The following is a 22,675-nucleotide window of genomic DNA, read 5'->3' on the forward strand; positions in this document are numbered from 1 at the left end:
CCCGACGCCCGGGTCGCCTCCCTCGCCCGGGCAGTCCGTCATCCGGAAGGGAGGTAGCGCACCGTCAGGCTCACGGTGCGCACGTTGCCCGGCATGGCGGCGTCGCGGAACTGCACGTAGACCCGCCTCTTCCCCGGCAAACCCCCGGCAAGCCTCCAGGGAAGGGTGACGGTCTTCCCGTCCCGGCAGGGGATCCACTCCGCGCCGGCGAAGTCGCGGCGGTTGGAGACGCGCAGGTCCATGAGCCCGGCCCCCTCGTCGTGGGCGCGCAGGGTAAGCGTCACGTCCAGGGAAGGCACGGTGGACGCGCCGCCGTTGACGGAGGCCTCGTCGACGACCGGTTTCGCGCCGTCGCTGCCCGCGGCGTAGACCCGCACCGGGAGCACGCTCCCGCCTGGGACGTCCGCCTTCACCACCACCATGCGCAGGCCGGAATCGGTATCGTACTGCTCCAGGATGGTGCCGTTCTGCGCGGCGTAATACCCGCCGCCGGAGAGCCGGCGCATGGGGAACTCGATGCGGCAACCGGAGAGGTCCAGGACCGCCCCCGGTTGGGCGAGGGTGTTCTTCACCTTGCACGTCACGTCGTCGTAAGGCCCGGTTCCCCCGGGCCCGGTGCCGTCCAGGGGGAGCGGCCGGTCGAAGGCGCCTTCACCGTTGACGATGTGCGGGCGCCGGTAGGCGGGATTGGATGAGTCCTCCTGCTCCATCCACTGCAGCACGGGGCGGTTGGTGCGGTAGACGTCGTAACCGTTCACGGCCCCCGCCCCCACCCGCAGGCCCTCCCAGCCGGGGATGGACCACCTGCGTTCGGCATCGCCGCCGGCTCCCGCGAAACCCCATTCCCGGAGCTCCCCGTCCCGGATGGTGATGAGGCGGTAACCGCCGTAGTTCTCGGAGGTCTTGTCCATGAGGAGGGACTTGCCGTCGACGGGCGGCTCGGCGCCCGTGGTGTTTATGGACACCACCCGCCCGGGGCCGTCCCCGTAGGGCTCCCAGTCCACCGCGTTGATGGCGTCGCTGTGGGTGTGGCCGGAAGCCACGAAGGCGACCTCGTGCCTGCGCAGCAGGTACATGAGCGCCTGCGAACCTTCCCCCTGTCCCGCGGACAATTCGAGGAGGCCGAACTCCTTGGTGTTGTCCCAGGTTTCCGGCGGCGCACCGGCCGGGCGCAGGGGGTCGTGGTGCAGGAAAACGCCCTTGAGGCGCTTTCCCTCCGCCTCGGCACGCGCCAGCTCGCCTTCGATCCAGGCCAGTTGCCCGTCGAACCCGTCCTCCCCCGGGTCGGGACCCCAGGGCCACGCCTGCCAGTCCCAGGGGTCGCCGCCGCCCCGCACCTGACCGTGCCACTTGTGGGGGGTGATGATCCTCAAGGGCAGGAGTATCCTGTGCAGGTCCACCAGGAACCCGTTGCGGTCATCGTAGTCCTGGGCCATTTCCGGGTAGAGGTTCACGGCCACCGCCCACAGCAGGGGGTTCATGTCCTGCGGGGTGAATGGCTCGGGGCCGTCCGCATCCATTTTATCCCAGTCCATGCTGTTCACCGCAAGGAAGGTCATGTCCCCGTAATCCCAGGAATAGTAGAGGGGGCCGAAGAGGTCCTGCCATATCTCCTGGCCGTCGTCGTGGGCCGCCTCGTGCCCGTCCCAGCAGTAGCTGTCGTGGTTGCCGGGCACGCAGAATACGGGCACGTTCAAGGCCAGGAGCTCGTCGTACCACCAGGTGTACTCGAAGCGGTATTCCGTGCCGGGGTCTCCGTTCACGTCGCCCCACAGCAGGGTATCCTTGGGGTAGGTGTTGAAGTTCTTCTGCGCGAACACGGAATCGCCGGTGAAGACCACGAAGTCGGGATCCATGAGGTTGATGGCCTGCAGCTCCTCCTGCAGGTAGATGGCGCCCTCGTTGCGCTTGCCGTCCCCGTCCAGGTCCATGGGGAAACCGGGGTATCCCAGGAAGCCGAGGTCGATGCGCGGCGGGGTGCCGGGACGGGGCTCCCGCAGCTCGAAGGAGTTGTAGTCGAGGTTCAGGCCGTTCTTGATCTCCGGCCCGTAGACGTGGGTGTCCGTGATGTGCACGATCTTCAAATCGTCGCCGAAGGATTCGATTACCTGCAGGGCGTGGGGCTGCGCGTCCTCCACGAGGAACCCGGGGCCCACGCGGTCCGAGACGCAGCGCACGTGCACGTCGTAGAGGTCCAGGGGGACGTTCACGGGCAACGCGACCTCGATGTGGTCCACCTCGAAGGCGGCCTGGCCGAAGATCTCCGGCCAGCGCCGGCTGGGGCCGCGGCTCACCCCCTTCACCGGCAGGCGGCGGGTGTTTACCGTCCTGTGCACCGGTCTCTCGTAGGTCCCGTAGGAGGGGCCGCCATAGCGGTACCACGCCTCGGGCGGGTTCTCGGCCTCCCCGGGGACGGAACCGTCGTAATTCCGCACGTTGGCGGCCACGGAGGTGGTGATCCATACCTCCCAGTCCTGCGGGCGGTCGACCTGCGCGAGCTCCGGCCGGGGGTTCGCGGCCACGCTCTTGCGCCAGTCCCACTCTATGACCAGTTCCTCTCCACGGGGCAGTATGGCCGGGCAGCCGAAGGTGGGGTAGATTAGCTGGTTTATCCTCTTGGCCACCTCGGGCAGGGAACCCTCGGGGTGGAAGGCCGCCTCCGCCGTAGCTCCCGTTCCGGGACCGGAAAGACAGCCGTACATGGTAGCCAGGGCGACGAAAAGAACCGTGAGCGCGCGAACCGCGGGGGCCGTAAAGCCGCGCAGCCTCCCGCCGTAAGAGGTACCCCCCCTATGCATCCCCCATCACTCCTTCCTCTTTGCCGGCATCCCTCCCGTCGATAAGATTGTAATACGGGCGGCGGCCGTACACCAGGCATACTCCGCGGGTCTGCGCCGTCTTTCTACCTGGAAATAACTGCCATGGTATCAGGCCGACCAGGGCCCGAGTCCCGGGGAAACGTGCGGTCCCCTATGCCCGCCCCCAGCGGGGAGACGTCGGGCCGTCCGCCGTTATGGAGTATCACGGGGTCGAGGAAAGGGCCTTCTCCACCGCCTTGAGGGCCGCTTTCTGGCTGGCGGAAGCACCGCTGACCAGGTCCACCTGCAGGGACTGCTCCTCCACCACGCGTGCCATGGTTTCCTGCACCCGGGCCGCATCGGCCCGCTGCATCTTCTCCGCGTTTACCAGCTCTATCTCCACGATCTTCCCTTCCGCCACCCACACCCGCACCCTGGCGTAGACGTGGAACACGCGGTATTCGCCCTCGTATTCTCCATCCGCGAGATCACCCACCGTGATCTCCCCCGGGACCAGCTCCCGCACGGCGCTGGTGAAACGCCAGGAATAGACACCGCAGCTGGCCATGGAAACCAGGAGCAGGGAGAGGATGGCGAGCAAAGCCATCCTGGTTTTCCTAAGCCTTTTCCCGGGAGGCGGATAATAAGGGACCTTGTCGCTCACCATTCTTCTTTTAAAGCGTGAAAGGCGGAATCGTGAGTTCTTCCCCGTCATCTCGACCCTCCCTCGAATCGGCTGCGTTCGGCCAAGAACCACCATGATTATATTGCGGGAGGCGTTTCCTGTCATAATATCCAAATGGATATCAAGGGGCGCCCCGTGATCATACCCGGCATCTTCCACGGGGCTCTTCTTCGCATCTTTCTCTGTATCTTTCTCCGCGTCTTTCTCTGTATCTTTCTCCGCGTCTTTCTCCTCTTCTTTCCTCCCGTCTTTCTCCCGCAAAGAGGAAAACGCGGCTGAGCGGTGCGGCGCCCCGGAGCGCGGGCTTTCCGGGGATGCATCTTTTCTTCTGCCTTTTCTTCTGCCTTCTCTTCTGCCTTTTCTTCTGCCTTTTCTTATGCATTTTCTCGTGTCTTTTCTTGTGCGCTCCTGTCCCCGGAGGTATGGGCTTTCCATCCACACGGGTTCCGGAAGGAAACGGGGCGCGGTCCTTTGAAGTATTGTAGGAAGATTATGGTGAGGGAAGGGTGGCTTTCTCCGCCCCCGGAAAGTCTGTCGAAACATGAAGGCCCGTGGTGCGTCCTCGAGGAGGGTGAGATGGAGCGGGAAGAAGAACACGCGGTTTACGGTTTCCGCTGGGTGGTCCTGGCCTCCTTCATGCTCGTGGCCGCCGTCACCCAGTTGATGTGGCTGAACTACGCCCCCATAACCTCGCAGACCCAGGAGCTCATGGGAGTCAGCGAGTTCAGGGTGGTCCTGCTGGCGACCATGTTCCCCCTCGTATACATACCCGTTTCCATCCCCGCCGGCTTCATCATCGACCGCAAGGGCTTCCGCTTCGCCGTGCTCATCGGGGCCCTGCTTACCACGGCCTTCTCCTTCCTGCGCCTCTTCGCGGACAACTACGCCCTGGTGCTCGTGGGCATGATCGGCATCTCGCTGGGCCAGCCCTTCGTGCTCAACAGCATCACCAAGATGGTGAGCACCTGGTTCCCCACCGACGAATCCGCGCTGGCCAACGGGCTGGCTTCCCTCTCCCTCTTCCTGGGGATGATCGTCGCCCTGGCCGCCACGCCCCCCCTGCTCAAGGCCCTGGGCGAAAACGAAATAAGCTCGCTCCGCTGGGTGGTGCTTATCTACAGCCTTATCTCCCTTGCCGGACTGGTGCTCTTCGCCCTCCTGGGAAGGGCTCGTCCCCCCAGGCCTCCCAAGCGCACGGAGAAGGAGGCGCTGGGCGAGGAGGCGGCCATCAACCTGAAGGGCCTGCGTTCCCTCTTCGCCCTGCACGACTTCCGCCTCCTCTGCCTGATCATCTTCATCGGCAACGGCAGCTTCGTGGGCCTCATGCAGCTCATCGAGAAGATCCTCAAGCCCAAGGGCATAGGGACGGGGACGGCGGGGAACATCGGCGCGGTCATCGTGCTGGCGGGCGTGGTCGGCTGCATCGTCCTGCCCTCCATATCCGACAGGATCATGCGGCGCAAGCCCTTCATAGTCCTCGCTGCCCTGGCGGCGGCGCCCACCCTTTTCCTCGTGGGCGCCCTGGAAAACACCGCCCTGATCTTCATCGTCGGGGGCGTACTGGGCTTCTTCCTCCTGAGCGCCCTCCCCGTGCTCCTGGCCCTCGCCGAGGAGACCACCGGCGCCGCCCTCACGGGCACGGCAACCAGCATGCTCCTGCTGCTGGGGAACGCCGGCGGGGTGGTCATCACCATGATCATGGAAGGGATCAAGGGAGCCACCGGTGGACCCGGCGAGTCCTTCTTCTGGGCCATGGTGTTCCTTGCCCTCGCCTTCGTCGCAGCCTTCCTCGTCGCCCTGCGCCTGCGGGAAAGCGCCGAGGCCTGATACGCACGGTCGGACACCGTTGCCTGTCGATGCCTTCATTCTTCGTACCGGGTGCGTGGTCACCGTTGCCTGGAGGAGCCCCACCCTCCCGCCGCATGAGTATCCCGCCATGAAAACACGGAGCGGATCTGGCATGAACACTCGTCTCGCTGGATGTGCATCTAATTCTTGCCCCGAAACGCCATTGCGGGGAGCCTCGATGGAACGTCATCGCGAGGAGCGGAGCGACGAAGCGATCTCCTCCGCGCCTTTGCCGTTCCTACCGGCGAGATGGCAACATCCCGTTGCCTGATCCCGCCTGTCGACGCGGGGAGGTCTTATTACCCGTGGCTTTCGAGGAAGCGGAGGGCGCCGTCCATGGCCAGCGCGGCGCCGCGCGTGTACCAGAAATTGAGAAAACCGTGGTAGGTGAGGGGGTGCTCTCTCCTGGTAAGATTCAACAGCTCATGCTCCACGCCGTTCTCCGCCAGCGCGCGCACGAAGTCGAGGGTCTGGGAGTGCAGCTGGTCTATCTCGCTGGTGGCCAGGTAACAGGGCGGGAACTGCGGGGTGACGTAGCGGACGGGCGAAGCCAGCTCGGCCCCCTCGCGGAACAACCCCGGGTCGCGCCCCAGGAACCCGGTGATGAGCATGCGCCCGAAGGGGAAGCCGGTGTCGCCCACGGTGACCAGGTCGTACACACCGTAGAAGAGCAGTAACCCCCGGATGCATGACGCGGGAATGCAGGTGGGGATGGACAGGGCCCGCCGCAGGTCAGGGTGCAGCGCCTCCGCCGCGTACATGGCCGCGTGATAGGCGCCGGCTGAGTCCCCCGCCAGGAAGACCCGCCCCGGGTCGCCGCCGTAGTCTTGCGCGTGCGCGTAGGCCCAGTTCACCGCCGCCGCCGTGTCCTGCAGCTGCTCCCGGTAGCCGAAACGCGGTGCCATGCGGTAGTTGGCGTTGAACACCAGGTAACCCGATGAGGCGAAGACGCGACAGATGCGGTCGTAGGTGCGCTTGTCGCCCACGTGGTTCCCTCCCCCGTGGACGTAGACCAGGACGGGGTAAGGGGGCTCGGAAGGCGGGATGAAGACGTCCAGCTTCTGGAGGCGACTCCCCTCCTCCACGTAGGGGAGGTCACGCTCTATGGCCCCCACCTCCGGGGCGCGCCGGTTGAGGAGGAGGGCGCGCAGTATCCTCTCCCCCACCGCCCAGTTGAACTTGAACAGGTAGGCGAAGGCAGTGCCGTAGGGCAGTTTTTCCCCGTTCATGCGCATATGGTAACGCCATCCAGCGGAGCGGGCAACCGTGCCCCCCTTAAACCAGAAATGCCGCTTGGATAGAAGGGTATGTGTGTAAGCATTCGCCAACCTTCCCGCCCATCTACGCCCGCGAGATACGAAGAGGCCTGCAAACCCATGGGGTACGCGAGTGCCGTGCTTGCCCTGCCGGTGGGTCGCGCCGCCGGAGAAGCTCAGGCGCTGGCCGTTTCCCGTCCTGCCTGGCCCACCGGCGTCACGGATATCTCCAGCTCGCCCTCCTCCGAGAAGCTCCATTCCAGGTGGGTGTCCACGTCATAGGTAAGCTCGTACAGCCCCTGCACCAGGCCGACCAGCATGAGGTGGAGGAAGGCGTTCTCTATGCGGAAATAGAGGCCGCTCTGGTTGGACCTCAGCTCGCGCAGGTTGCCCAGGCCGCGCATGGCCAGCTGGTCGCGCATGTCCAGCCTTCCCATGCCCTCGATGCTGTAGAACCCGGCCCGCACGAAACGGCGCTGGGCCTCGATGACCGACTCCGGGAAGATCTCCCCCAACTCGTTCTCCAGCTCGCCGAAAACGGCATCCACCTCCATCCCGGTGAGGATCATGCGCCTGCCCGTGGTGACGCCCGCGATGATGCCGCGCTCCGGGTACCAGCGGTAATGCGAAAGGGCCAGCGGGCCCCCGCAGCTCGCGCATCTCTCCAGCTCGATATCCCCGTCGCGGAGCGGGAAGTGGCGGAAGCGCAACCTGCCCTTGAGTTCCTGGGGATGGTTGGCCACGAAACAAGTCAGCTCGTAGAGGTTCTCCGAGATCTGCTTGTATTCCGCGCCCAGCTCGCAGCCGAAGAGGATCTCGAAGGCGGCGGCCATGTCCCCGCAGGCCAGGGGCACCGAGTAGGGTTCGGAGATGGTCTCCACGACGTAATCGTTCACGTCCTTCTCGAAACGGTAGTCGACCAGTTCGAATTTCCCGTAGCCGTCAAGCATCGCCGTCAGCCGCAGTCCGTCGTTCACCGGCCGCCAGTCGATCTCCCGCTTGCGCAGCAGCTCCTTGGTGACGTCGGGGATGAGGCTCTCCAGGTAAGAACGTACCGCACGGCGCTTGGCGGTGATCAGGGCATGCTCGATGGGCACACCGATCAACTCCTGGATGCCCCTGAAGAGGGGGTCGAGGTTCTCGCTCTCCACGAAGACCATGCGGTTACGACGGTCCCGGCTCTGCACGATGACGCCGTTGTCGAGCCAAGTGTGCTCGGAGGTGATGTGCCTGGGGACCCCGCACTCGGGGCAAAGATCGACCTGGTTCATGCCGTTGCCTGCCTTTCTCGTCATCCGTAACCAGATACAAGCCAGGTATTTGCTCCCAGAGCCCCGAGGCTCCGCAGCATACCATGCCACCAAGGTTTTTCTCGACCGACAGCGCTTTAAGGTAAAGACGTCCGGGCCGCGAATGTTCACCTGGAGTGAACGCATTCCCGCGGGCGCACGGGGGCGACGGCGTGCACCCGCCCTCGACCACGGCTAGATGCGCGCCTGCCCGGGATTATCCCGCCCCCCCGCCGGCCCGGCCCGCCTTCTGCCCATCACCCCCATCCCGCTGCGCGGATCGCTTCCGCAAGGAATGCATGCGGCGACTACAGGGAATATTCCTCCTTGAGGAACTGCACCCAGGGCTTGAAGGACTCGATCTCTTCCGGGGTCATCTCGTCGAGGAAGATGGTGTCCACCATGCCCACCAGCTCCGTGAGGCGGGTGGCCGCCTTGACGTAGCGCACGATGGTGGGCAGGTCGCCCTTGAGCTTGATCCTTCCCTGCATCATGCCCTTGACCGCGTCGAGCTCGCCGGTCATCACCTGCTTCCAGCGGTCGTAGGGGGCGGTGAGCACGTAGTCCCCGCTCTCGCCGACATCCCTGGGCACCAGGCGCACGGAGCGGCAGTCCCCGTGCCACAGGTCGAGCATGAGGTACATGTCGTCATCCAGCCCCACCTGGGGTTCTGGAAGAATATGGATGACCACCGAGCCTTCCCAGCCCTTGGCCAGCTTGCGGTAGGTCTCGTCTCCCTGGATGAGCTTTTCGTAGGCGCCGATCCACGCGGGGGTGCCCATTATGTAGGGCTTGTTCTCCACCTCGAGCAGGTCCTCCACCAGGGCGGCGAATGAATCCTCCCACTCCTTGGTCCCGTAAACGTACGGCATATCCTCCTCCTTTCGCCGATGCGGGACGAACGTTAGTCCCTCCTACCCTTATCTCCCTGGCGGCGAAAGGTGCCGATACGCCTTATCTTTAAATTACGCAGCCGCAGGCACTCCCCCGCGCATTATAGCGCGAGGCGGCATCCCGTGGAATACCTGTGCTGAGAAGCCGCTCTTTGGTCCTCGCCGGGGCTACGGGCAGACGCTCCCCGCCATGTCAATAGCAGGGATACCAGGGCGGCGGCTCGATCCCCGTGCCCAGGTCAACCCCGTGCCAACCCCTGGCATCCCTTTTCATGATGACCAGGGGGGCATCGATATCCTGGTTGGTGCAGAGGGCCACCCCGACCGCCTCGTTTCCCTTTATCAGCAGGCCGCTTATCTCGAACTCCAACCCCGCTGCGGCATTGGCCTTGGTGTAGGCCAGCATGGCCGCTTCCACCTCCGTAAGCCTTGACTCGTACCAGGCGGGCAGCTCCAGGTCGGTGCCCACGTCCACCCCGTGCCAACCCCTGGCATCCCTTTTCATGATGACCATGGGGGCATCGATATCCTGGTTGGTGCAGAGGGCTAACCCGACCGCCTCGTTTCCCTTGATAAAGAGGTTGAATATCTCGAAATCCAACCCCGCTGCGGCATTGGCCTTGGTATAGGCCAGCATGGCCGCCTCCACCTCCGCCAGTTTCTCCGCTTCATCGTAGCCTTCGTCCTCGCTAACGCCGCTATCGCCGTTGTCCGTGGTCCCGTTGCGGTCCGGTTCATCCAGGCTCAGGCCTTCCAGCACATGCGGGTCGATCACCGACTCTCTAAGATAATCGCCAGACAGGTACCACTCCCCGTCCACCCTCACCAGCCGCACGGGCTCCACGTCGTCCTCTGAAGCCTCCTCGGTCACCACGTCTCCGTATTCGTCGGTATAGGTCATGGTGCCGTCCACGATGGTCACGGTTGCGGTGTCCCCGCGTATCTCGGTCTCCATCTCCCTGATCTCCACCTCCAGGTCCTCCGGGAAGTCCTGGAAGAAATAGTCCTCGAAGAAAGTCCGGTAGTTCTTTCCCAGCGCGTCCTCGAGTTCGGCGCGGAACGAAGGTTCGATGATCTCCAGGAACAGGTCCGCGTCCTGCGTCTCCATGGCGCGGTAGAATTTCCTCACCACCTCTTCGGGGCCGGAGGTGTCGCCGGTGCCGTTTCCCGCGAAGACCACGAATACCAGCACCAGGACTACGGCTATCGCCGCCAGCACCCCGATGCCGCCCATCACCCAGGGCAGGGGTGATTTTTTGGGGGTTGGGGCATAAGGAGTTGCCTGCGGGGCGGGCCCTTGCGGAAGGCCTGCGGGAGGAACCCCCGCCGGCGGGGAAGGCGGCACGTATACCTGGTGATCGGGGGGGACAGGAGGCTGTCCCTCCTGTCCGGTGCCGGCAGATGCAGAGCTCACCGTTGCTCCACAGTAACCGCAGAACAGGCTATCGTCCGCTATCTCTTTTCCGCATTTTTCACAGAACATCTTACGGCTCCCTCCATCACGCACGGCCCTCCTCGAGAATGCCCTGGGCCCACGCGCCTGGTCGGGTGGCAAGTCCGCGGGAGATGGGCATGGAGGCCCGCATCAATATATCTTTCTCCCGCACCTACGGCAGAAACGCTCGCCGCTTCCCAGCCTGTTGCCGCACCCGGGGCAGAAAACCAGCGGCTCGGCCTCCCCCTGCACCGGCTTACCGCAAGCCCTACAGAATCTAACCCCCTCTTCCAGTTCGCTTCCGCAGGCGGCGCAGACGACCGGTGGCCTCCCTGCGGGTCTCCCGGCGTGTCTCCCACAGGCACTGCAGAAGCTTGCACCCTCCATAAGTTCCTTGCCGCAGCCGACGCAGAAAAGGCGAGCCGTGGGCGCCTGTCCTTCCGCCAGCTTCCCGGCTTCCGGTTCCTCTTCCTCGATCCCCGCAAGCTCTTTCATCTCAGCCAGAAAATCCCAGAAGGCGTCGTCCGCGGGTTGGCTGGCGGCCACGGCATCCAGCAAGCGATAGGCCTCGAGGTACTCGCCCTGCTCGGCATAAAGGCGGGCGGCGAGCAGGCAGACCAGGGGGTTCCCGGTGCCTTCGGGATCTTCGAGCACGACCTCGTATTGCTCAAGTGCGTCCTCTTTCCGGCCCTGCAATTGCAGGACCAGCGCATAACTGGAGCGCAACGGAAGGCTGTCGGGATTGGCACCCAGGCCTATCTCGAGGTAATGCGAAGAATCTTCCATGTTGCCCTCCATGCCCGCCTTCATCCCCGCCATCCAGGTAAGGGTCTCGATGGTCCCGGCGTAGAGATCCTGGAAGTCAGGGTATTCCTCGAGGAAGACAAGGAGCTCTTCCAGGAGCAGATCTACGAGTACCTCTTCTCCTCCGAATACCTCTCGCTCCACCTCACGCCTTACGGGTACGGGCAGCAGTTCGGCCCCGTAGGCCTGCAGCGCCTGGTCCTCGAATCTGTAGAACGCGTACTCGCCCAAGTGCATCTCTCCCCCGCGTCAACTCAAGGCGTCAACCCCCTGTAGATATCGGCTACCTCCTTGGCCAGCTCCTCGGCAGATGTCCCCCTGGACCTCAAGAAATCGTCCACCTCCACGGGTGAGGCGCCCCTGTTGATCATCCTGTTCATATCGTCGATGGTTCCCTCGACATCCGCGATCTTCCTGCTCACGGCGGCTGCTTTTCCCGGATTCGTCCGTTCGAGGTACTGGACACGCCCTCTTACCTGGTTGTTGAACGCCTTTACGATCTCGCGCTGTCCCAGGTAGCGTCGCTTCAGCGCCGATGTCATATCCCCTGACCTGGCTAATCTATCAGCCTCCGCGAAAGCCTCGTCAGCCTTGTATTGCATGGTCCTGCTCACCGTGTCCGTATGCGAGGTGCCCTTTCCGAGCTGCATATCCTGCCAGTCGTCCGGCGACATGCCGAAGGCCTCGGCGGAATGCCGGTCCACGGCAACGTTACGACAGTCGCGTCCCAACTGCGCCGGGGTGGTGCCCTCCGGGCTGCCCGCGGCACGGTAGAAGCTCTCGTCGTATATCTTCTGCACCTTGTCCGCGGGCACGTCGCGGATCTTGCCATCAGCTCCCTTGATGCGCACGGTAATGTCCTGGTCCATGGCTGCCTTGGCCTTGGCGCCCGGAACCTTGGGGTTGGTAGCCCTGAACACATCCACCTGATCCGGGCTTACCCCGAACTCACTCGCGATCTGCCGCCTTGCGTCCTCCATGGCCTTATCCTGAAGATCTCTCAGTTGTTTATTGAAGCTCCTGATGACGCTCCTGTCCTTGGCGTTGAGCTTCTGGATGGCCAGGGGATCCTTCTGTATCTCCAGAATAGCCTCGGTCCGTATGCGCACGTCGCCGGACTTCATGGCTTTCTTGAACCTCTTGATCTTGGATTCCGCCTTCTGCAGATCGCTGGCCCATATCGTCTTCAACCTGCCCTTTTCGGCCTTGCCGAGTTTATCGAAGAGCCCTGGTTTCGCCTTTACCTTTCTGACCCTGGCAAGGTCGTCGAGCTTATCGTCCACGAGCCCTGCCGCCCTGGCGGCATCGTCCAACTTGTCTTTGCCGGCCGAGATCAGGGCCTTGCCCGCTTGCCTGCTCCCCCCTCCGAAGAGCCACCTGCCGAGCCCCGAGATACCCTCGAGCAGGCCGATGGTGTTCAAGGTCGCCAGGGCCGAATAGGCGAAGCGGTCTGGCAGGGGCTTGTTGGGATCTATGGCGTTTTTCCACAGCTCCGTTCCCAGGATGGTCTTCAACGTGCCGAGAGGGTCCTGCAATACGGGAATGATGATATTCTCGGCGATGTACTTGGTGGCATCTTTCTTGGCTTCCTCCAGGTCCATGACGGGCTTAAACGGATCCTTCAGGCTGTTTGCGAAGTATTCCACCGCTGCCTCCGCCTGTTCCTTTTTCCACTTTTCGAAGTTCTCGTGCGTTTTTTTGATCTTGTCCATCATGTCCTTGAGGTTTTCCACGTCGGTAACCCCATCCCATATCCATTTGGCCTTATCTGAGAGATAACCGGGGACGGTCTCGACATCGTCCCCGATGTTCCTTATGGTCTGGACGAGCACGTTCTCCGGCGCTTGCTGGTATGGATCCACCTGGGAGGAAAAGGGCTCCGCGGTACCGCCGGCGATTCCCGCCGGAAACGGCTCCATGCCCGGGGGAGCCGCGGGTGGCGATGCAGGCTTTCCGGGAGGGGCCAGCGGCGTGACGGGCACGGGCGGCAGCGCGAGGAGCGAATTAAGAAATCCTGTCACCGCCGCGATGATGCCGGCTATCACCGTGCCTACAAGCCATTTCCACCAGCTCCCGGGCCCCGGTATCTTGCCGGCTTCACCCTCCCTCTCGCTCTCTCCACCAGGCGTCGAGACGACATCCCCACCGGGACCCACTTCCACCCACCCCGACTGGTGTTCATAAGAAGCCAGCGTCTCCTCGAGGGTAGCCTCCATCTCGGAGACCGCCCTTTCCATCCCCGAACCGTATTTATCAGGCGGGATCTCGACCTCCACGCTGTCGCTCTTGGTGTTGCCGGTACCGGTCTCTTCCAGTGGCTGATCGGTCCCACCCACCCACGACGTCGACTCCAGGAAGGCTACGTCATTATATAAGATCTTGTCTGCAGCCGATTCATCCAGGGGTACGATCATGCCGTCCTTGACGACTGCCTTGGTGGATGTGGTGTAGATGACGTACAGGTAATATCTCACGAATACCGTTCCGTCGTCGTGTTTCACTATCTCGGTGGTCTTTACCGTCTTTACTATCTTGAACGGGGGATCGCTCATTATTTCTCCCGTCATAAAACATGCCATATCCCCCTCCCCGTTTCTTATTTTCTCGATGAAATCCTCAGCCTGTTCTTCCGTCGGGGGCTTGATATTGTCCGCGAAACAGGGGCTGGAGCAGGAGAGCATGATGGCTCCGGTCAAAGAGATCAAGACGGCCAGGGCGAGCGGCCAGGGTGGCCGCCATGTTCCGCCCAACCGTCCCGGTATCGCCATGCCCTTCATTACGCGACCGCCTTGCTGAAGATGGCCGAGTAGGCTATCCAGATGCCGGAGAAGACAAAAGACCCTGCCATGGGGATGACCATGAGGCGCATCTGCTGACCGGATGAGCGCATCAGCTCGGCCCCCACCGCCGCTCCCGAGGTCATGATGGTCGCCTGGATGAAGGCGGTGGCCGCGTTCCAGCCGAAGGCGAGGTCCGCCAGGAGGGCGAGCGCGGTGAAGGGTATGGCGATGAGGTAGCCCCGCGCCACGGCGTCAAGGCCTCCCACATACCCCGGTCCCCGGCGTAGGGGGGGATGGACCGCCAGCACCAGGCCGGCGAGGCCGGCCAGGCAGGCCGCTATGACGAGCAGGCCCAGGATCGTGTAGAGGGCTACCTGGCCCGCGCCCACAACGACGTACCTGCCGTTGAGCCATGCCAGGACGGTGAAGCAGGCCAGGATGAGCAGGCCGCAAACGATCCTCTCCGTCAGTGCTCTGTCCACGGCGTTTCGCCTCCTATATCCCCAGCAAGGCCCAACCGCAGAGGATAAGCGCCCCGCAGATGGTGGAGAGGGTCAGGGAGGCTATCACCTTCTCCCCGGTCATCTCCCGGCAAATGGCAATGATAGGGTACAGCGCCCAAAGTGCCCCGGTGATCCCGAAGGCCACGGCGGTGTTCCAGCCCGCGGTCAGGTTTGCGATCAACCCCACCAAGCAGAAGATGAGGGTAGGGGTGTAGGCGAGGCAGAAAGCCCGCACCGTCCACCCCAGGGAGCGGTCGTTTCCGAAGAGGCGCGAAGCGGCCCAGGCCAGCGCCGCCACCAGGGCTACCCCTGCGGTGCCCATGGCGGTTCCCAGGAAGGTGAAGCCCACCGCGGCCCCGGTGCTTGCGGTGCCCACGCGGTGCATGTCCAAGCCGGTCTGCAGGAAGAAGAGGGTGAAAGAAATCCCGGATATGGCGAGGCAGAAGGGCCAGGGGATGCTCTCCATGGCTCCCTTCAGCACCCGGGTGGGGTTCAAGATCATGGAAAGGGCTGTACTCAGTGACGAAGATGCTCTTGTGCCCGCAACCTCCACTCCCCGCTCCTTGATGTCGTTGCCCCCAGATGTTCTGTGGCATCCCCGAAACATGGCACGGTATATCCATATCATCTCAATTCTTAGGGGATATTTCAACAGGACACGCTACCGTTGGCAGCGCGTAAGATAGATCTGTGGGCACAAATTCCTTGAAGCTATCTCTAGTGATAGACGGGCCCCTACTCGAGCCGCTCAATATCGACGCCGACACGCCCCTGGAAATAACCACCAACGGAGAGGCGTTGATCATCACGCCCGTGCGCGATAAGAAGCGCCGTCAGGACTTCGAGGCAGCCCTGGAGAAAGCCGATCGCCAGTACGGCAGGATGCTCAAGAACCTGGCGGGCTGGATTGCCGGGCTTGTATCCCTTACCCTGGCCCGGGTGATCGAGATACACCGGGACCAGATGTGTCGCTGCGGCGGCAGCCCCGGCACACGAGACCTCGATCTTCTTAAACCCGCCCTGACCACGCCCCGGGCTGGCATGGGAGGGCAATATATCAAGGGATCCGGCTTAAGAAAAAGGCCACGAGGGGCCCGTTGATCGGTGGGCGTTAAGGGATCTGGAAGACCTTTCCCTGTTTACTGTCCTGCTTGAGATGGGTATTACGCCGCCGGCAAAGGAGGATTCACATGGTGCGTCACCTCGATGGGATAGGATGATATCTATAGGCATGGTAAAATACATGTGATACAATAACATACATAGAATACTTACTGGGATCGGAGGTACAAAGTGAGTAAGGCGATCTCGATCAGGCTGGATGAACAGGTGTTGAAAGAACTGGAGGACCTGTCTAGGGCAACGGAGCGCTCCCGTACCTTTCTCATCAATGAGGCCATAAAGACTTACATTGCGGAATACGGCGATTACCGCGTGGCGCTCGACCGTCTCCTGGATAAGGACGATGAGCTGATCAGCGGCTCGGAGCTGAGGAGAAGGCTTGGGCTTTAAGGTAGTATACAAAGCCTCGGTCGAGAAGGATCTCAAGAAGATAGATAAAGCCGAGGCGAAAAGGATCTTGAACGGAATAGAAGGCGACTTGGCGAAGGATCCCGATAAGGGAGCTGCCTTAAGCGGAACATTCCAGGGGTTATACAGATACAGGATCGGCGATCACAGGGTCATATACGCCAAGACGATTGATGGGGTATTGGTGTTGCGCATCGGCCACAGAAAAGACATCTATCGCGTCTAGGATGAAGCCGGTGATCAAGCCGGAATGAGGAGTCGCCAGACGGGTATGCGAGGCAAGTCGGAAACTGTAGAAGCCGTTAATTGGCGGACTGGCAGATACGCCAGAGATATTAGGAAGCCGGGCACAGAGCCCGGCTTCTATTGCTTTGGTGGGCGTTAAGGGACTTGGAAGACCTATCCCCACTAGTAGTCCTCGATGAGGTGGTATGAACGGCTTCAGCTTTCCTGCACCAAGACCCCCCTGAGCTTGGTCTTATGCAACTTGCTTAGCGGCCCCTCAATGATTTTTATCTTCTCCTTTTCAATCATCGATGCATCAATGAGGTCTATAAGGTCCTTCTTTTGGAGGTTTAGAAATGCAGCCACTAAGATGGAAATTCGAAGAATGTTGGCCAGACTTCGCATATAAAGCCGTATATCGCCCCGCCGATTTTCAAACCTCCTTCTTTCTTTTTCATCCAATAGCTCCCCATGAACATATCTACTTCTGATATCGTATGCATCATTTATCTCGTCCTGTATTTCATTTGCATTAAATCCCAACATGGAAAACAGCTTTGCGACTCTGCTCTTCAGGCGATACTTCAGCTCCATGTTCTCTTGCAGGAAAAGGCTCTCCATGCCCATGACAAGGTTGGCAATTCTCGCCTCCTCTCTGTTCCCCCTTAACAGATAATCACAATAGGACGAATAAGCAATTGACAAATGTATTGACGTCTTATCGGAGAAGCTGAGTTTCTCCCAAAGCCGCATCTTGCGACACTCATTCCAAAATTTACGGAGTATGCGGAAATCGCTTTCTTGTAAAACGTATTCTTCATATACGGATATGAGCGATATTGGTCCTATTTGTTTACCCGGATAGTATTTGGCAACAGAGTCCGTGTACTTATGATCACGAATTCTTTGAACACTACCTACCCGGAATAGCCTTAAAACCGTTTCAGCTAATTGGATGTCTTCCTCTAAGCCGACGGTATCATAATAGTCGCCCTTAATCTCCAGAATCATTGTTGGATTCATAAAATCATCGAATTGCAAGTGTTCGTAGGCAGCGACTTTCTTCTCTAGGTCCTTTGCCGTTAACTGCCTTAGAATGAAGGTGGTTCCATCTATAATGAATTTCTTCCTAACTGTTAGAATCGAAACACCCAATAACTCTGATATCGAATGATGTTTCCTGGGCTTTTTGTTCAAGTCTTTGATACATGAGCCAACCAATTTGGCCACGTATCTTTTGTCCAACCTCCCTTTCTTAAGAACGTCCTCCGATAAAAAGTGCATGAAATTCCATAACAACCATTGCTCTACATTGTCGTTATCTGGAAATAAGCCTCTCAGGGTGCGTACGGAATCTTTGTAGGCGCTCTGTTTTATGTACTCCTTTACGAAACGATTCGCTTCGCCCGCGAATGATTCCCTACAATATTCTTGATAGTTGATGCCATCGCATTTTAGTTTGCCATCATCATTCATTGGCTGTGGCGGCTTTCTGGATATATACGATTGCTTCGATTTATTTAATCTCCCCTCCCGGATTAGGCATTCCAATTCATGGGCGATATTTCCTGCAAGTTCCATCAGGCAATTTGTTGCGGCTTCTTCTCGGGATAGCCGTGCCATAACCCATCAACCTTTCATTGTGGTGCCCGCAACCTTTTCAACATCTCAAGATAATCTTCGGGCAGTTCCCAATGCGTTGCCCCGGATATAATATGGCGTAAATAGTCTTCAGCAGGAGTATGCTCTTTGTCAGATTTATTTGCAGCAACATAGATGAATGCTCCTAACGGTCGATCTTCATCTCCATTCACAAGCACGCTGGTGCAACAACGCTCGTAGGCGTTATTCTCACCCTTGCCATAATAGCCCTCATAGGTATCGAGTCTCTTCAATTCCTCTTTCGAGATGTCATATACAACCCCCCAAACACCCGGGCTGGCATCATCCTCTACGACATCGGCAACCCAGCTTCTGCGCTTTTCTGAATATCTCGTGAATGCGAGCCGGAAGCGCGGGAGAAGGGCCAGGCATCTGAATTGGTAGGATGGGCAACGCTCCTTCATCTGCTTGGGGTCCAAGTTGGAGCCGTAGGCGAAGTACAGCATCTTCCCACCTCCTTTTACCTTCTGATTATATATGCTGCCGAAGACAGACTCTTGCTATGCCTTTATCGCCGGGCGAATCGCGGCATTGCCGGCGTCCCATCGATGTCTCGCCTTGCGGGGCATTGCTATCTTCCCCCATAAAACACAGGCGCGCATGGCTTCGCCTTCCCCCTCGCCTCGCCGGGCACCGCTCACCTATCCCGGCCCTCCCGGGAGAGGCGGAGGCCGCGCCTCGCGGCGCCCCGCCTTGCGGGGCACGGATGGGCCTCCCCGCAAGGCGCACCAGCGTGGGGCTTCGCCCCATCGCGCCCGGCCTCGCCCATCCCATGCGGCGAGGCCAGCCCCTTGCCGGGCTTCGCGTCACGGCTTGCGGCGAAGCCCGGCCGGCCCGGCATGGCGGATGCGATCCGCGCATCGCCGGGAGGCGAGGCGCAAGCCTTGGAGGAACGTGCAAACGGCTTTGAGCCTGGCTGGCGCGCACGCATAGTACGCAAGCTGTGTGGAAATAAGCCCATCGCATCACGCATGACGGTGCCGTTCATGGGAGGATAGGTGGAGGAGTTTGAGGGGGTTGCGGAGCCGAGCGCGGCCGTTTTCCGGGGGGTTTCCCCGCCCCGCAGGCATGGCCTCTGGGCTGGGATTATGCCCTTCCCGGCCCTCCCGCTCCCGGCGCCGTTTTTTTTAGCCGCTCTGCGTGGGGAACATTTGGCCTCGCATACGGTCGCCCCTTTTCCCCACCTAGTTCCCAGCCTTCTTCCCTATAAGCATCTGCGCACCGCCCCGCCGAAATCTTGTGGCCACATTCTCACATGGCGATTCGGTTGCCTGCCCGCGGATGGCCGCTCGGGGTTCCCTGCGGCCGAGAGGTGCCGGAACGAGCCTCTGCTAAACGCAAGAAAACAAAAGTAAAACCCAGAAAACCCCAAAAACTACAAAAACCCCAAAAACCAAAAAAGATAAAACATAAAACCCGGGGCCGACCACAACATGTAGTGGCCCCGACGTTGATGCCGAGTCAGGCTTTGGCATCGGCTCCGTCCCGCCCCCCGCGACATTGTGCGTGGCCCCCTCGGCGGAGCACTGCAGGGTAGGGAGCGTGAACGGGTTGTGGTCTGGCGCCCTCCACTGGTTTGGCGCGTTGATGTGTCGTTCCCGCCAAGACAGGTACCCACCCTTCCCGATGTTGTTCGGCTGGTGCCAGCCATGGCCTCGCTCCATCGCAGACAACCTGGATTTGTTGGCGATATCATGCAACGCTGGGCGGGTTGGGCGAAGCGGAACAGCGTTGGGTGAAGTATGGGCAAACTAGGGTAGAGTAGCAAGAAAGTAGCCACTTGAATTCTCTACTTCGCCTATGGCTCGAACCTCGACCCCGAGCTGGAGGAGCGCTGACCATCAAATGCATTAAATAGTGTGGAGCTTCTACCCGGGTTCAGAATTGCCCTTGCGAGGAACCACGAGGATGGGAAAAGTCGGCGTGGCCGATGTGGCAGAGGATAAAGCCAGCTATGGAGTGTGGGTGGTTGTTCGTGAAACTGCGGGGGCCTTGAGCGCCTAGATGATTGCGCTCGCGATCATGGCAAGGGTGACAGGAATACGTATCCCTCACCTCTTACATTAAATGAAGTGGATTTCAGCAAAAATTGTAAAACATGGGGAAAGGAGGAAACCTGGACTTGGCTTGCGGCAACCCGTCCGCGGTATAGTAGGGTTAATACGCCTGGAGGTGGATATGAAAAACAAAGGTTAAGTGAAGAACTATATTTTGTGATATAATTCAACCGCATATGGGTGTGAGATTTCATGAGGCAAGTAACCTTCTTCAATATGTGAGGTTAAGGAGGGCTTATGAAAAAGCTATTTATTGGACTAGGGATAACCTTCCTGATCATTTTGATAGTGGGCTCAGCCCTCCTGTTATTGACAAGAAGGGGCATCGAAAAAGAGCAAATCAAAATTCCAGCAAAGCCAGAAGCGCCAATGGGACCTATGGGGAGTAGGGCGACAGGGAAAACTGCAGCAGAACAACAGGCCGCTGCCGCTCGAGACCAGGCGAAAGCTACCGAATATCAAGCGAGTGTACAGAAATATGAAGTGGAATTGATTGCCTACAACGATGCGCTTAATCGTCAGCAAGAGGCACAACAGAGATACGACGACCAGAGGAAATCATATCTGCTCTACGCTGTTATTTTGATATGTGTGCTAGCAATCCTGGCCTTGATCAGCTTTACATTAGCAGGTTTTTTCGGAAAACGCTCGGTAAATGAATTAGCCGTAGGCAAGGATGAATAGCAATTCTCAACCTATTATCAAGATGGATTACTCACGACGCAATCTGCAGCATGAAACCATGTTCGTTGACCGTCTTTGTTCCCATATACCGAGGCCGCCAGGGTCTTGACGCTTTTTCTGGTAGCATCCGTGCTCGTATCTGGTTTGATTAGTACTCCCTGCTTTATAAGGCAGGGCGCCAATGTGCTTGAGGAGAAGGGTTGACGAACCTCTTCTGGGAGTGCTGGTGTAAAGGGTCGCCGGTAAATGGGCAGAGGAATCCTTGGGCCATGGCCCGCCAAGCGGCGTATGTAGCGCTGTCGTGCCATCACTCTCCTCGACAGCGCCTCAAACGACTGCCGGCTTTAAATCTTTCACCTCCTCCCCGTTATCTGTATTATCGCCGACTATTATGTTCATGCGGGCTTTAGCAAGGGCGCTCATGACAGCCTCTGTCCTGCCGATGGCGGCGGCTGAGTCCAGCCATTACCGGGGGTAGTCATCGATGGGCATCATGCGCGCGATGTAGGCGCGCTCCAGGCGCACCTCCTCCGCATGTACCAGGCGGCTGTCGGGCCTCACCCCCTCCACGTAGCCCTCTATTTCGTCCAGGCGCCTCAAGTGGTGTGTGCTCAAAGCAAGGAACGGCCTCACCTCGACAGCCTTGTACTAGCAGAACAAGGCAACCGCCTGCAGTAAGCTCGCCAGCCCCACCACGCTCTTCTCCAGGCTGTACTCCAGGGCGTCATCAAGCAGGGGATCGCAGTCCTCCACGGTGGAGAGGACAATCTGCATGAACTCGGCGTCCCGTATCCTTCCCACGTGGTAGAGCAGGCGGTAGCCGGCGTAGGCGGCGGCGGCCTGGAGCCGCAGGAACTTGACCCGCGCCCTCCAGTCCAACTTGGCCGTATTCACCCTGCGCCCCTCATAGAGAACTTTGACCGCTTCTGCTGCCTCGTCCATATGCCTCTTCTCACCATAAGGAGAGAGATTGCCATCTTCCCGTTCCCTATTCCTTAGGGAGGCCAGGAGGAGAGGCTTTTTTAAGCCTCACCTCCTGGCCTACAGGCGCCTACCGGTCTTTCTCGGGCCCCCCTAGGGTCCTTTTGGGAAGGGCGCGCTTGAGCCCGGTGAAGGATATCTTCCCGCCCCTCTGGCGCCATTTCACGACGTGAATCCCCAGGTCGCCAAGGACCGCGAGCTTCTCGGGATCGGTAGCGGCCGGCAATACCAGCACCTTCCGCACCACGGCGTGGTCGCCCTGCAGGGCGCTGTATACGAAGCACTGGCCCGTGCCGTGGATGACGTCCTCCCACTCTCCCTCCGACTTCACCTCGACGACCGTGGGAAGGTCCATCAACACCAGGGCGGGCCGGATGCCCCCGCCCAGGCCGGTGTTGGCCGCCTCGAACCCCATGCCTGAGAGCTCGCGGGCGAGCTCGTTTAGGACCAGCCCATGCACCCTGCTGGCGGCAAGCGTCCCGCCCTTGCGGGTGGCGGAATACCCGCCCTGGCGCTCGGGAGAGAAGCCCGGCTTGCGCCGGTGCGCGCTCCTTCTCTGGCTGTGCCCCCCGCTGGGAGTCTTGCGGTGATGTTGCCTCTTCTGCCGGCCGATGATGATGCTGCCATCGGGGCACATGATGCTGCATCGGGGCATAACATGCGCGCCTTTTCGCTTTTACGTTCCTTTGCCATTTCTTGTCCACCTCCTTTCCCCCGATTTTGATGACCCGTATACGTCTCCTTCGGAACAGAAGGCTTGAGCATAGCCTTTGCCGAACATAGTCCAAAACCCTTTGGACATTCTTAGTGTACAACAGCATTTGGACATAGTCAAGACCGATTGTCGCGCTTTCAGCTATAATCGGATAGGAGAGGGGGAACCATGGCAGACTTCATCGACGAGCTTGAGGCGTTGCTGAAAAAAGGCGGGGGCGCATCACTGCGCGACCTGGAGGGAAAGGTGAGGGAGCGCTTCGGCGAGGAAGCCAGGGTCAGCAAGAGCCTCATCAACTGTTACCTGCTCCGAAAGACCGTCCCCACCTACCCGGCAATCTACCAGCTGGCGGTGGCACTGGACTTGGACGCAAAGAAACTCCTCGACAAACTGCATGAATACAGGAAGCGCTGCAGGGTGGAGGAAGAGGCGGAGGCTTATAGAAGTTTTCTTAAGAGTGCAGGACTATGACTATATCCGTTGGAATGTGAAACGTACTCATATGGGTGGATAGTACAGATTGTTTCTGC

Annotated in this window: 21 protein-coding genes; 6 read left to right on the top strand and 15 right to left on the bottom strand. The window is 60.1% G+C overall.

What is annotated here, in order from left to right; all coding sequences use genetic code 11:
• Positions 1-38 precede the first annotated feature (38 nt).
• From H5T73_01360 to H5T73_01370, 3 genes are all read right to left on the bottom strand, one after another.
• The gene (locus H5T73_01360) at positions 39-2,798 is read right to left on the bottom strand and encodes a metallophosphoesterase (GenBank protein ID MBC7246411.1); all 2,760 of its coding nucleotides are present in this window, start codon (positions 2,796-2,798) and stop codon (positions 39-41) included.
• Between the two features lie 223 nt (positions 2,799-3,021).
• A complete protein-coding gene (locus H5T73_01365; protein ID MBC7246412.1) occupies positions 3,022-3,405 on the bottom strand; it encodes an FMN-binding protein in 384 nt (127 codons plus the stop codon).
• A gap of 217 nt (positions 3,406-3,622) precedes the next feature.
• Positions 3,623-3,865: a hypothetical protein gene (locus H5T73_01370; GenBank protein MBC7246413.1), complete on the bottom strand. Its 243-nt coding sequence runs from the start codon at positions 3,863-3,865 to the stop codon at positions 3,623-3,625.
• Positions 3,866-4,059: 194 nt separating this feature from the next.
• Between H5T73_01370 and H5T73_01375 the strand changes: the two genes are divergently transcribed.
• The gene (locus H5T73_01375; protein ID MBC7246414.1) at positions 4,060-5,310 is read left to right on the top strand and encodes an MFS transporter; all 1,251 of its coding nucleotides are present in this window, start codon (positions 4,060-4,062) and stop codon (positions 5,308-5,310) included.
• A 320-nt stretch (positions 5,311-5,630) separates the two neighbouring features.
• Here H5T73_01375 and H5T73_01380 read toward each other — a convergent pair whose 3' ends face one another.
• From H5T73_01380 to H5T73_01415, 8 genes are all read right to left on the bottom strand, one after another.
• Positions 5,631-6,560 (bottom strand): alpha/beta hydrolase fold domain-containing protein, encoded by a 930-nt coding sequence (locus H5T73_01380; protein ID MBC7246415.1) that lies wholly within the window; start codon positions 6,558-6,560, stop codon positions 5,631-5,633.
• 203 nt (positions 6,561-6,763) lie between these two features.
• A complete protein-coding gene (locus tag H5T73_01385) occupies positions 6,764-7,882 on the bottom strand; it encodes a hypothetical protein (GenBank protein MBC7246416.1) in 1,119 nt (372 codons plus the stop codon).
• A 302-nt stretch (positions 7,883-8,184) separates the two neighbouring features.
• The gene (locus tag H5T73_01390) at positions 8,185-8,748 is read right to left on the bottom strand and encodes an SCP2 sterol-binding domain-containing protein (protein ID MBC7246417.1); all 564 of its coding nucleotides are present in this window, start codon (positions 8,746-8,748) and stop codon (positions 8,185-8,187) included.
• Between the two features lie 214 nt (positions 8,749-8,962).
• Positions 8,963-10,252: a zinc ribbon domain-containing protein gene (locus tag H5T73_01395; protein MBC7246418.1), complete on the bottom strand. Its 1,290-nt coding sequence runs from the start codon at positions 10,250-10,252 to the stop codon at positions 8,963-8,965.
• 102 nt (positions 10,253-10,354) lie between these two features.
• Positions 10,355-11,239: a zinc ribbon domain-containing protein gene (locus tag H5T73_01400; protein MBC7246419.1), complete on the bottom strand. Its 885-nt coding sequence runs from the start codon at positions 11,237-11,239 to the stop codon at positions 10,355-10,357.
• Between the two features lie 23 nt (positions 11,240-11,262).
• Positions 11,263-13,713, bottom strand: a complete 2,451-nt coding sequence (locus H5T73_01405) for a hypothetical protein (GenBank protein ID MBC7246420.1) — start codon at positions 13,711-13,713, stop codon at positions 11,263-11,265.
• Between the two features lie 71 nt (positions 13,714-13,784).
• Positions 13,785-14,270, bottom strand: a complete 486-nt coding sequence (locus tag H5T73_01410) for a hypothetical protein (protein ID MBC7246421.1) — start codon at positions 14,268-14,270, stop codon at positions 13,785-13,787.
• Between the two features lie 13 nt (positions 14,271-14,283).
• Positions 14,284-14,844, bottom strand: a complete 561-nt coding sequence (locus tag H5T73_01415) for a hypothetical protein (GenBank protein ID MBC7246422.1) — start codon at positions 14,842-14,844, stop codon at positions 14,284-14,286.
• 152 nt (positions 14,845-14,996) lie between these two features.
• Between H5T73_01415 and H5T73_01420 the strand changes: the two genes are divergently transcribed.
• From H5T73_01420 to H5T73_01430, 3 genes are all read left to right on the top strand, one after another.
• Positions 14,997-15,392 (top strand): hypothetical protein, encoded by a 396-nt coding sequence (locus tag H5T73_01420; protein ID MBC7246423.1) that lies wholly within the window; start codon positions 14,997-14,999, stop codon positions 15,390-15,392.
• Between the two features lie 192 nt (positions 15,393-15,584).
• Entirely contained in the window at positions 15,585-15,803 is a 219-nt protein-coding gene (locus tag H5T73_01425) for a ribbon-helix-helix protein, CopG family (protein MBC7246424.1), read from the top strand.
• Positions 15,793-16,047 carry a type II toxin-antitoxin system RelE/ParE family toxin gene (locus H5T73_01430; GenBank protein ID MBC7246425.1) on the top strand — a complete coding sequence of 85 codons (255 nt, stop codon included), beginning with the start codon at positions 15,793-15,795 and terminating at the stop codon, positions 16,045-16,047. Before H5T73_01425 ends, H5T73_01430 begins: the two co-directional genes overlap by 11 nt.
• A 215-nt stretch (positions 16,048-16,262) precedes the next feature.
• Here the strand turns inward: H5T73_01430 and H5T73_01435 are convergent, their stop codons facing one another.
• A complete protein-coding gene (locus H5T73_01435) occupies positions 16,263-17,627 on the bottom strand; it encodes a hypothetical protein (GenBank protein ID MBC7246426.1) in 1,365 nt (454 codons plus the stop codon).
• 56 nt (positions 17,628-17,683) lie between these two features.
• Complete coding sequence (locus H5T73_01440; protein ID MBC7246427.1) at positions 17,684-18,154, bottom strand: gamma-glutamylcyclotransferase; 471 nt, start codon at positions 18,152-18,154, stop codon at positions 17,684-17,686.
• A 1,848-nt stretch (positions 18,155-20,002) separates the two neighbouring features.
• On the opposite strand from H5T73_01440, the gene H5T73_01445 reads away from it, so the two are divergent.
• On the top strand, positions 20,003-20,449 hold the full coding sequence (locus H5T73_01445) for a hypothetical protein (protein MBC7246428.1): 447 nt from the start codon (positions 20,003-20,005) through the stop codon (positions 20,447-20,449).
• A 648-nt stretch (positions 20,450-21,097) separates the two neighbouring features.
• On the opposite strand, the gene H5T73_01450 is transcribed toward H5T73_01445, so the two are convergent.
• Positions 21,098-21,391, bottom strand: coding sequence for a hypothetical protein (locus H5T73_01450; GenBank protein MBC7246429.1), 294 nt, complete (start codon positions 21,389-21,391; stop codon positions 21,098-21,100).
• A gap of 109 nt (positions 21,392-21,500) precedes the next feature.
• Positions 21,501-22,067, bottom strand: a complete 567-nt coding sequence (locus tag H5T73_01455; protein ID MBC7246430.1) for a hypothetical protein — start codon at positions 22,065-22,067, stop codon at positions 21,501-21,503.
• 246 nt (positions 22,068-22,313) lie between these two features.
• On the opposite strand from H5T73_01455, the gene H5T73_01460 reads away from it, so the two are divergent.
• Positions 22,314-22,616: a hypothetical protein gene (locus tag H5T73_01460; protein ID MBC7246431.1), complete on the top strand. Its 303-nt coding sequence runs from the start codon at positions 22,314-22,316 to the stop codon at positions 22,614-22,616.
• Positions 22,617-22,675: the final 59 nt, after the last annotated feature.

The organism is Actinomycetota bacterium (assembly GCA_014360655.1).
In the GTDB taxonomy this organism is placed as follows: Bacteria; Actinomycetota; Geothermincolia; order Geothermincolales; family RBG-13-55-18; genus JACIXC01.

Excerpts from the sequence above, each read along its gene's own strand:
- H5T73_01360 (MBC7246411.1), bottom strand. The coding sequence starts at position 2,798 with ATGCATAGGGGGGGTACCTCTTACGGCGGGAGGCTGCGCGGCTTTACG.
- H5T73_01365 (MBC7246412.1), bottom strand. The coding sequence starts at position 3,405 with ATGGCTTTGCTCGCCATCCTCTCCCTGCTCCTGGTTTCCATGGCCAGC.
- H5T73_01370 (MBC7246413.1), bottom strand. The coding sequence starts at position 3,865 with ATGCATAAGAAAAGGCAGAAGAAAAGGCAGAAGAGAAGGCAGAAGAAA.
- H5T73_01375 (MBC7246414.1), top strand. The coding sequence starts at position 4,060 with ATGGAGCGGGAAGAAGAACACGCGGTTTACGGTTTCCGCTGGGTGGTC.
- H5T73_01380 (MBC7246415.1), bottom strand. The coding sequence starts at position 6,560 with ATGAACGGGGAAAAACTGCCCTACGGCACTGCCTTCGCCTACCTGTTC.
- H5T73_01385 (MBC7246416.1), bottom strand. The coding sequence starts at position 7,882 with ATGACGAGAAAGGCAGGCAACGGCATGAACCAGGTCGATCTTTGCCCC.
- H5T73_01390 (MBC7246417.1), bottom strand. The coding sequence starts at position 8,748 with ATGCCGTACGTTTACGGGACCAAGGAGTGGGAGGATTCATTCGCCGCC.
- H5T73_01395 (MBC7246418.1), bottom strand. The coding sequence starts at position 10,252 with ATGTTCTGTGAAAAATGCGGAAAAGAGATAGCGGACGATAGCCTGTTC.
- H5T73_01435 (MBC7246426.1), bottom strand. The coding sequence starts at position 17,627 with ATGGAACTTGCAGGAAATATCGCCCATGAATTGGAATGCCTAATCCGG.
- H5T73_01440 (MBC7246427.1), bottom strand. The coding sequence starts at position 18,154 with ATGCTGTACTTCGCCTACGGCTCCAACTTGGACCCCAAGCAGATGAAG.
- H5T73_01445 (MBC7246428.1), top strand. The coding sequence starts at position 20,003 with ATGAAAAAGCTATTTATTGGACTAGGGATAACCTTCCTGATCATTTTG.
- H5T73_01450 (MBC7246429.1), bottom strand. The coding sequence starts at position 21,391 with ATGGACGAGGCAGCAGAAGCGGTCAAAGTTCTCTATGAGGGGCGCAGG.
- H5T73_01455 (MBC7246430.1), bottom strand. The coding sequence starts at position 22,067 with ATGTGCCCCGATGGCAGCATCATCATCGGCCGGCAGAAGAGGCAACAT.
- H5T73_01460 (MBC7246431.1), top strand. The coding sequence starts at position 22,314 with ATGGCAGACTTCATCGACGAGCTTGAGGCGTTGCTGAAAAAAGGCGGG.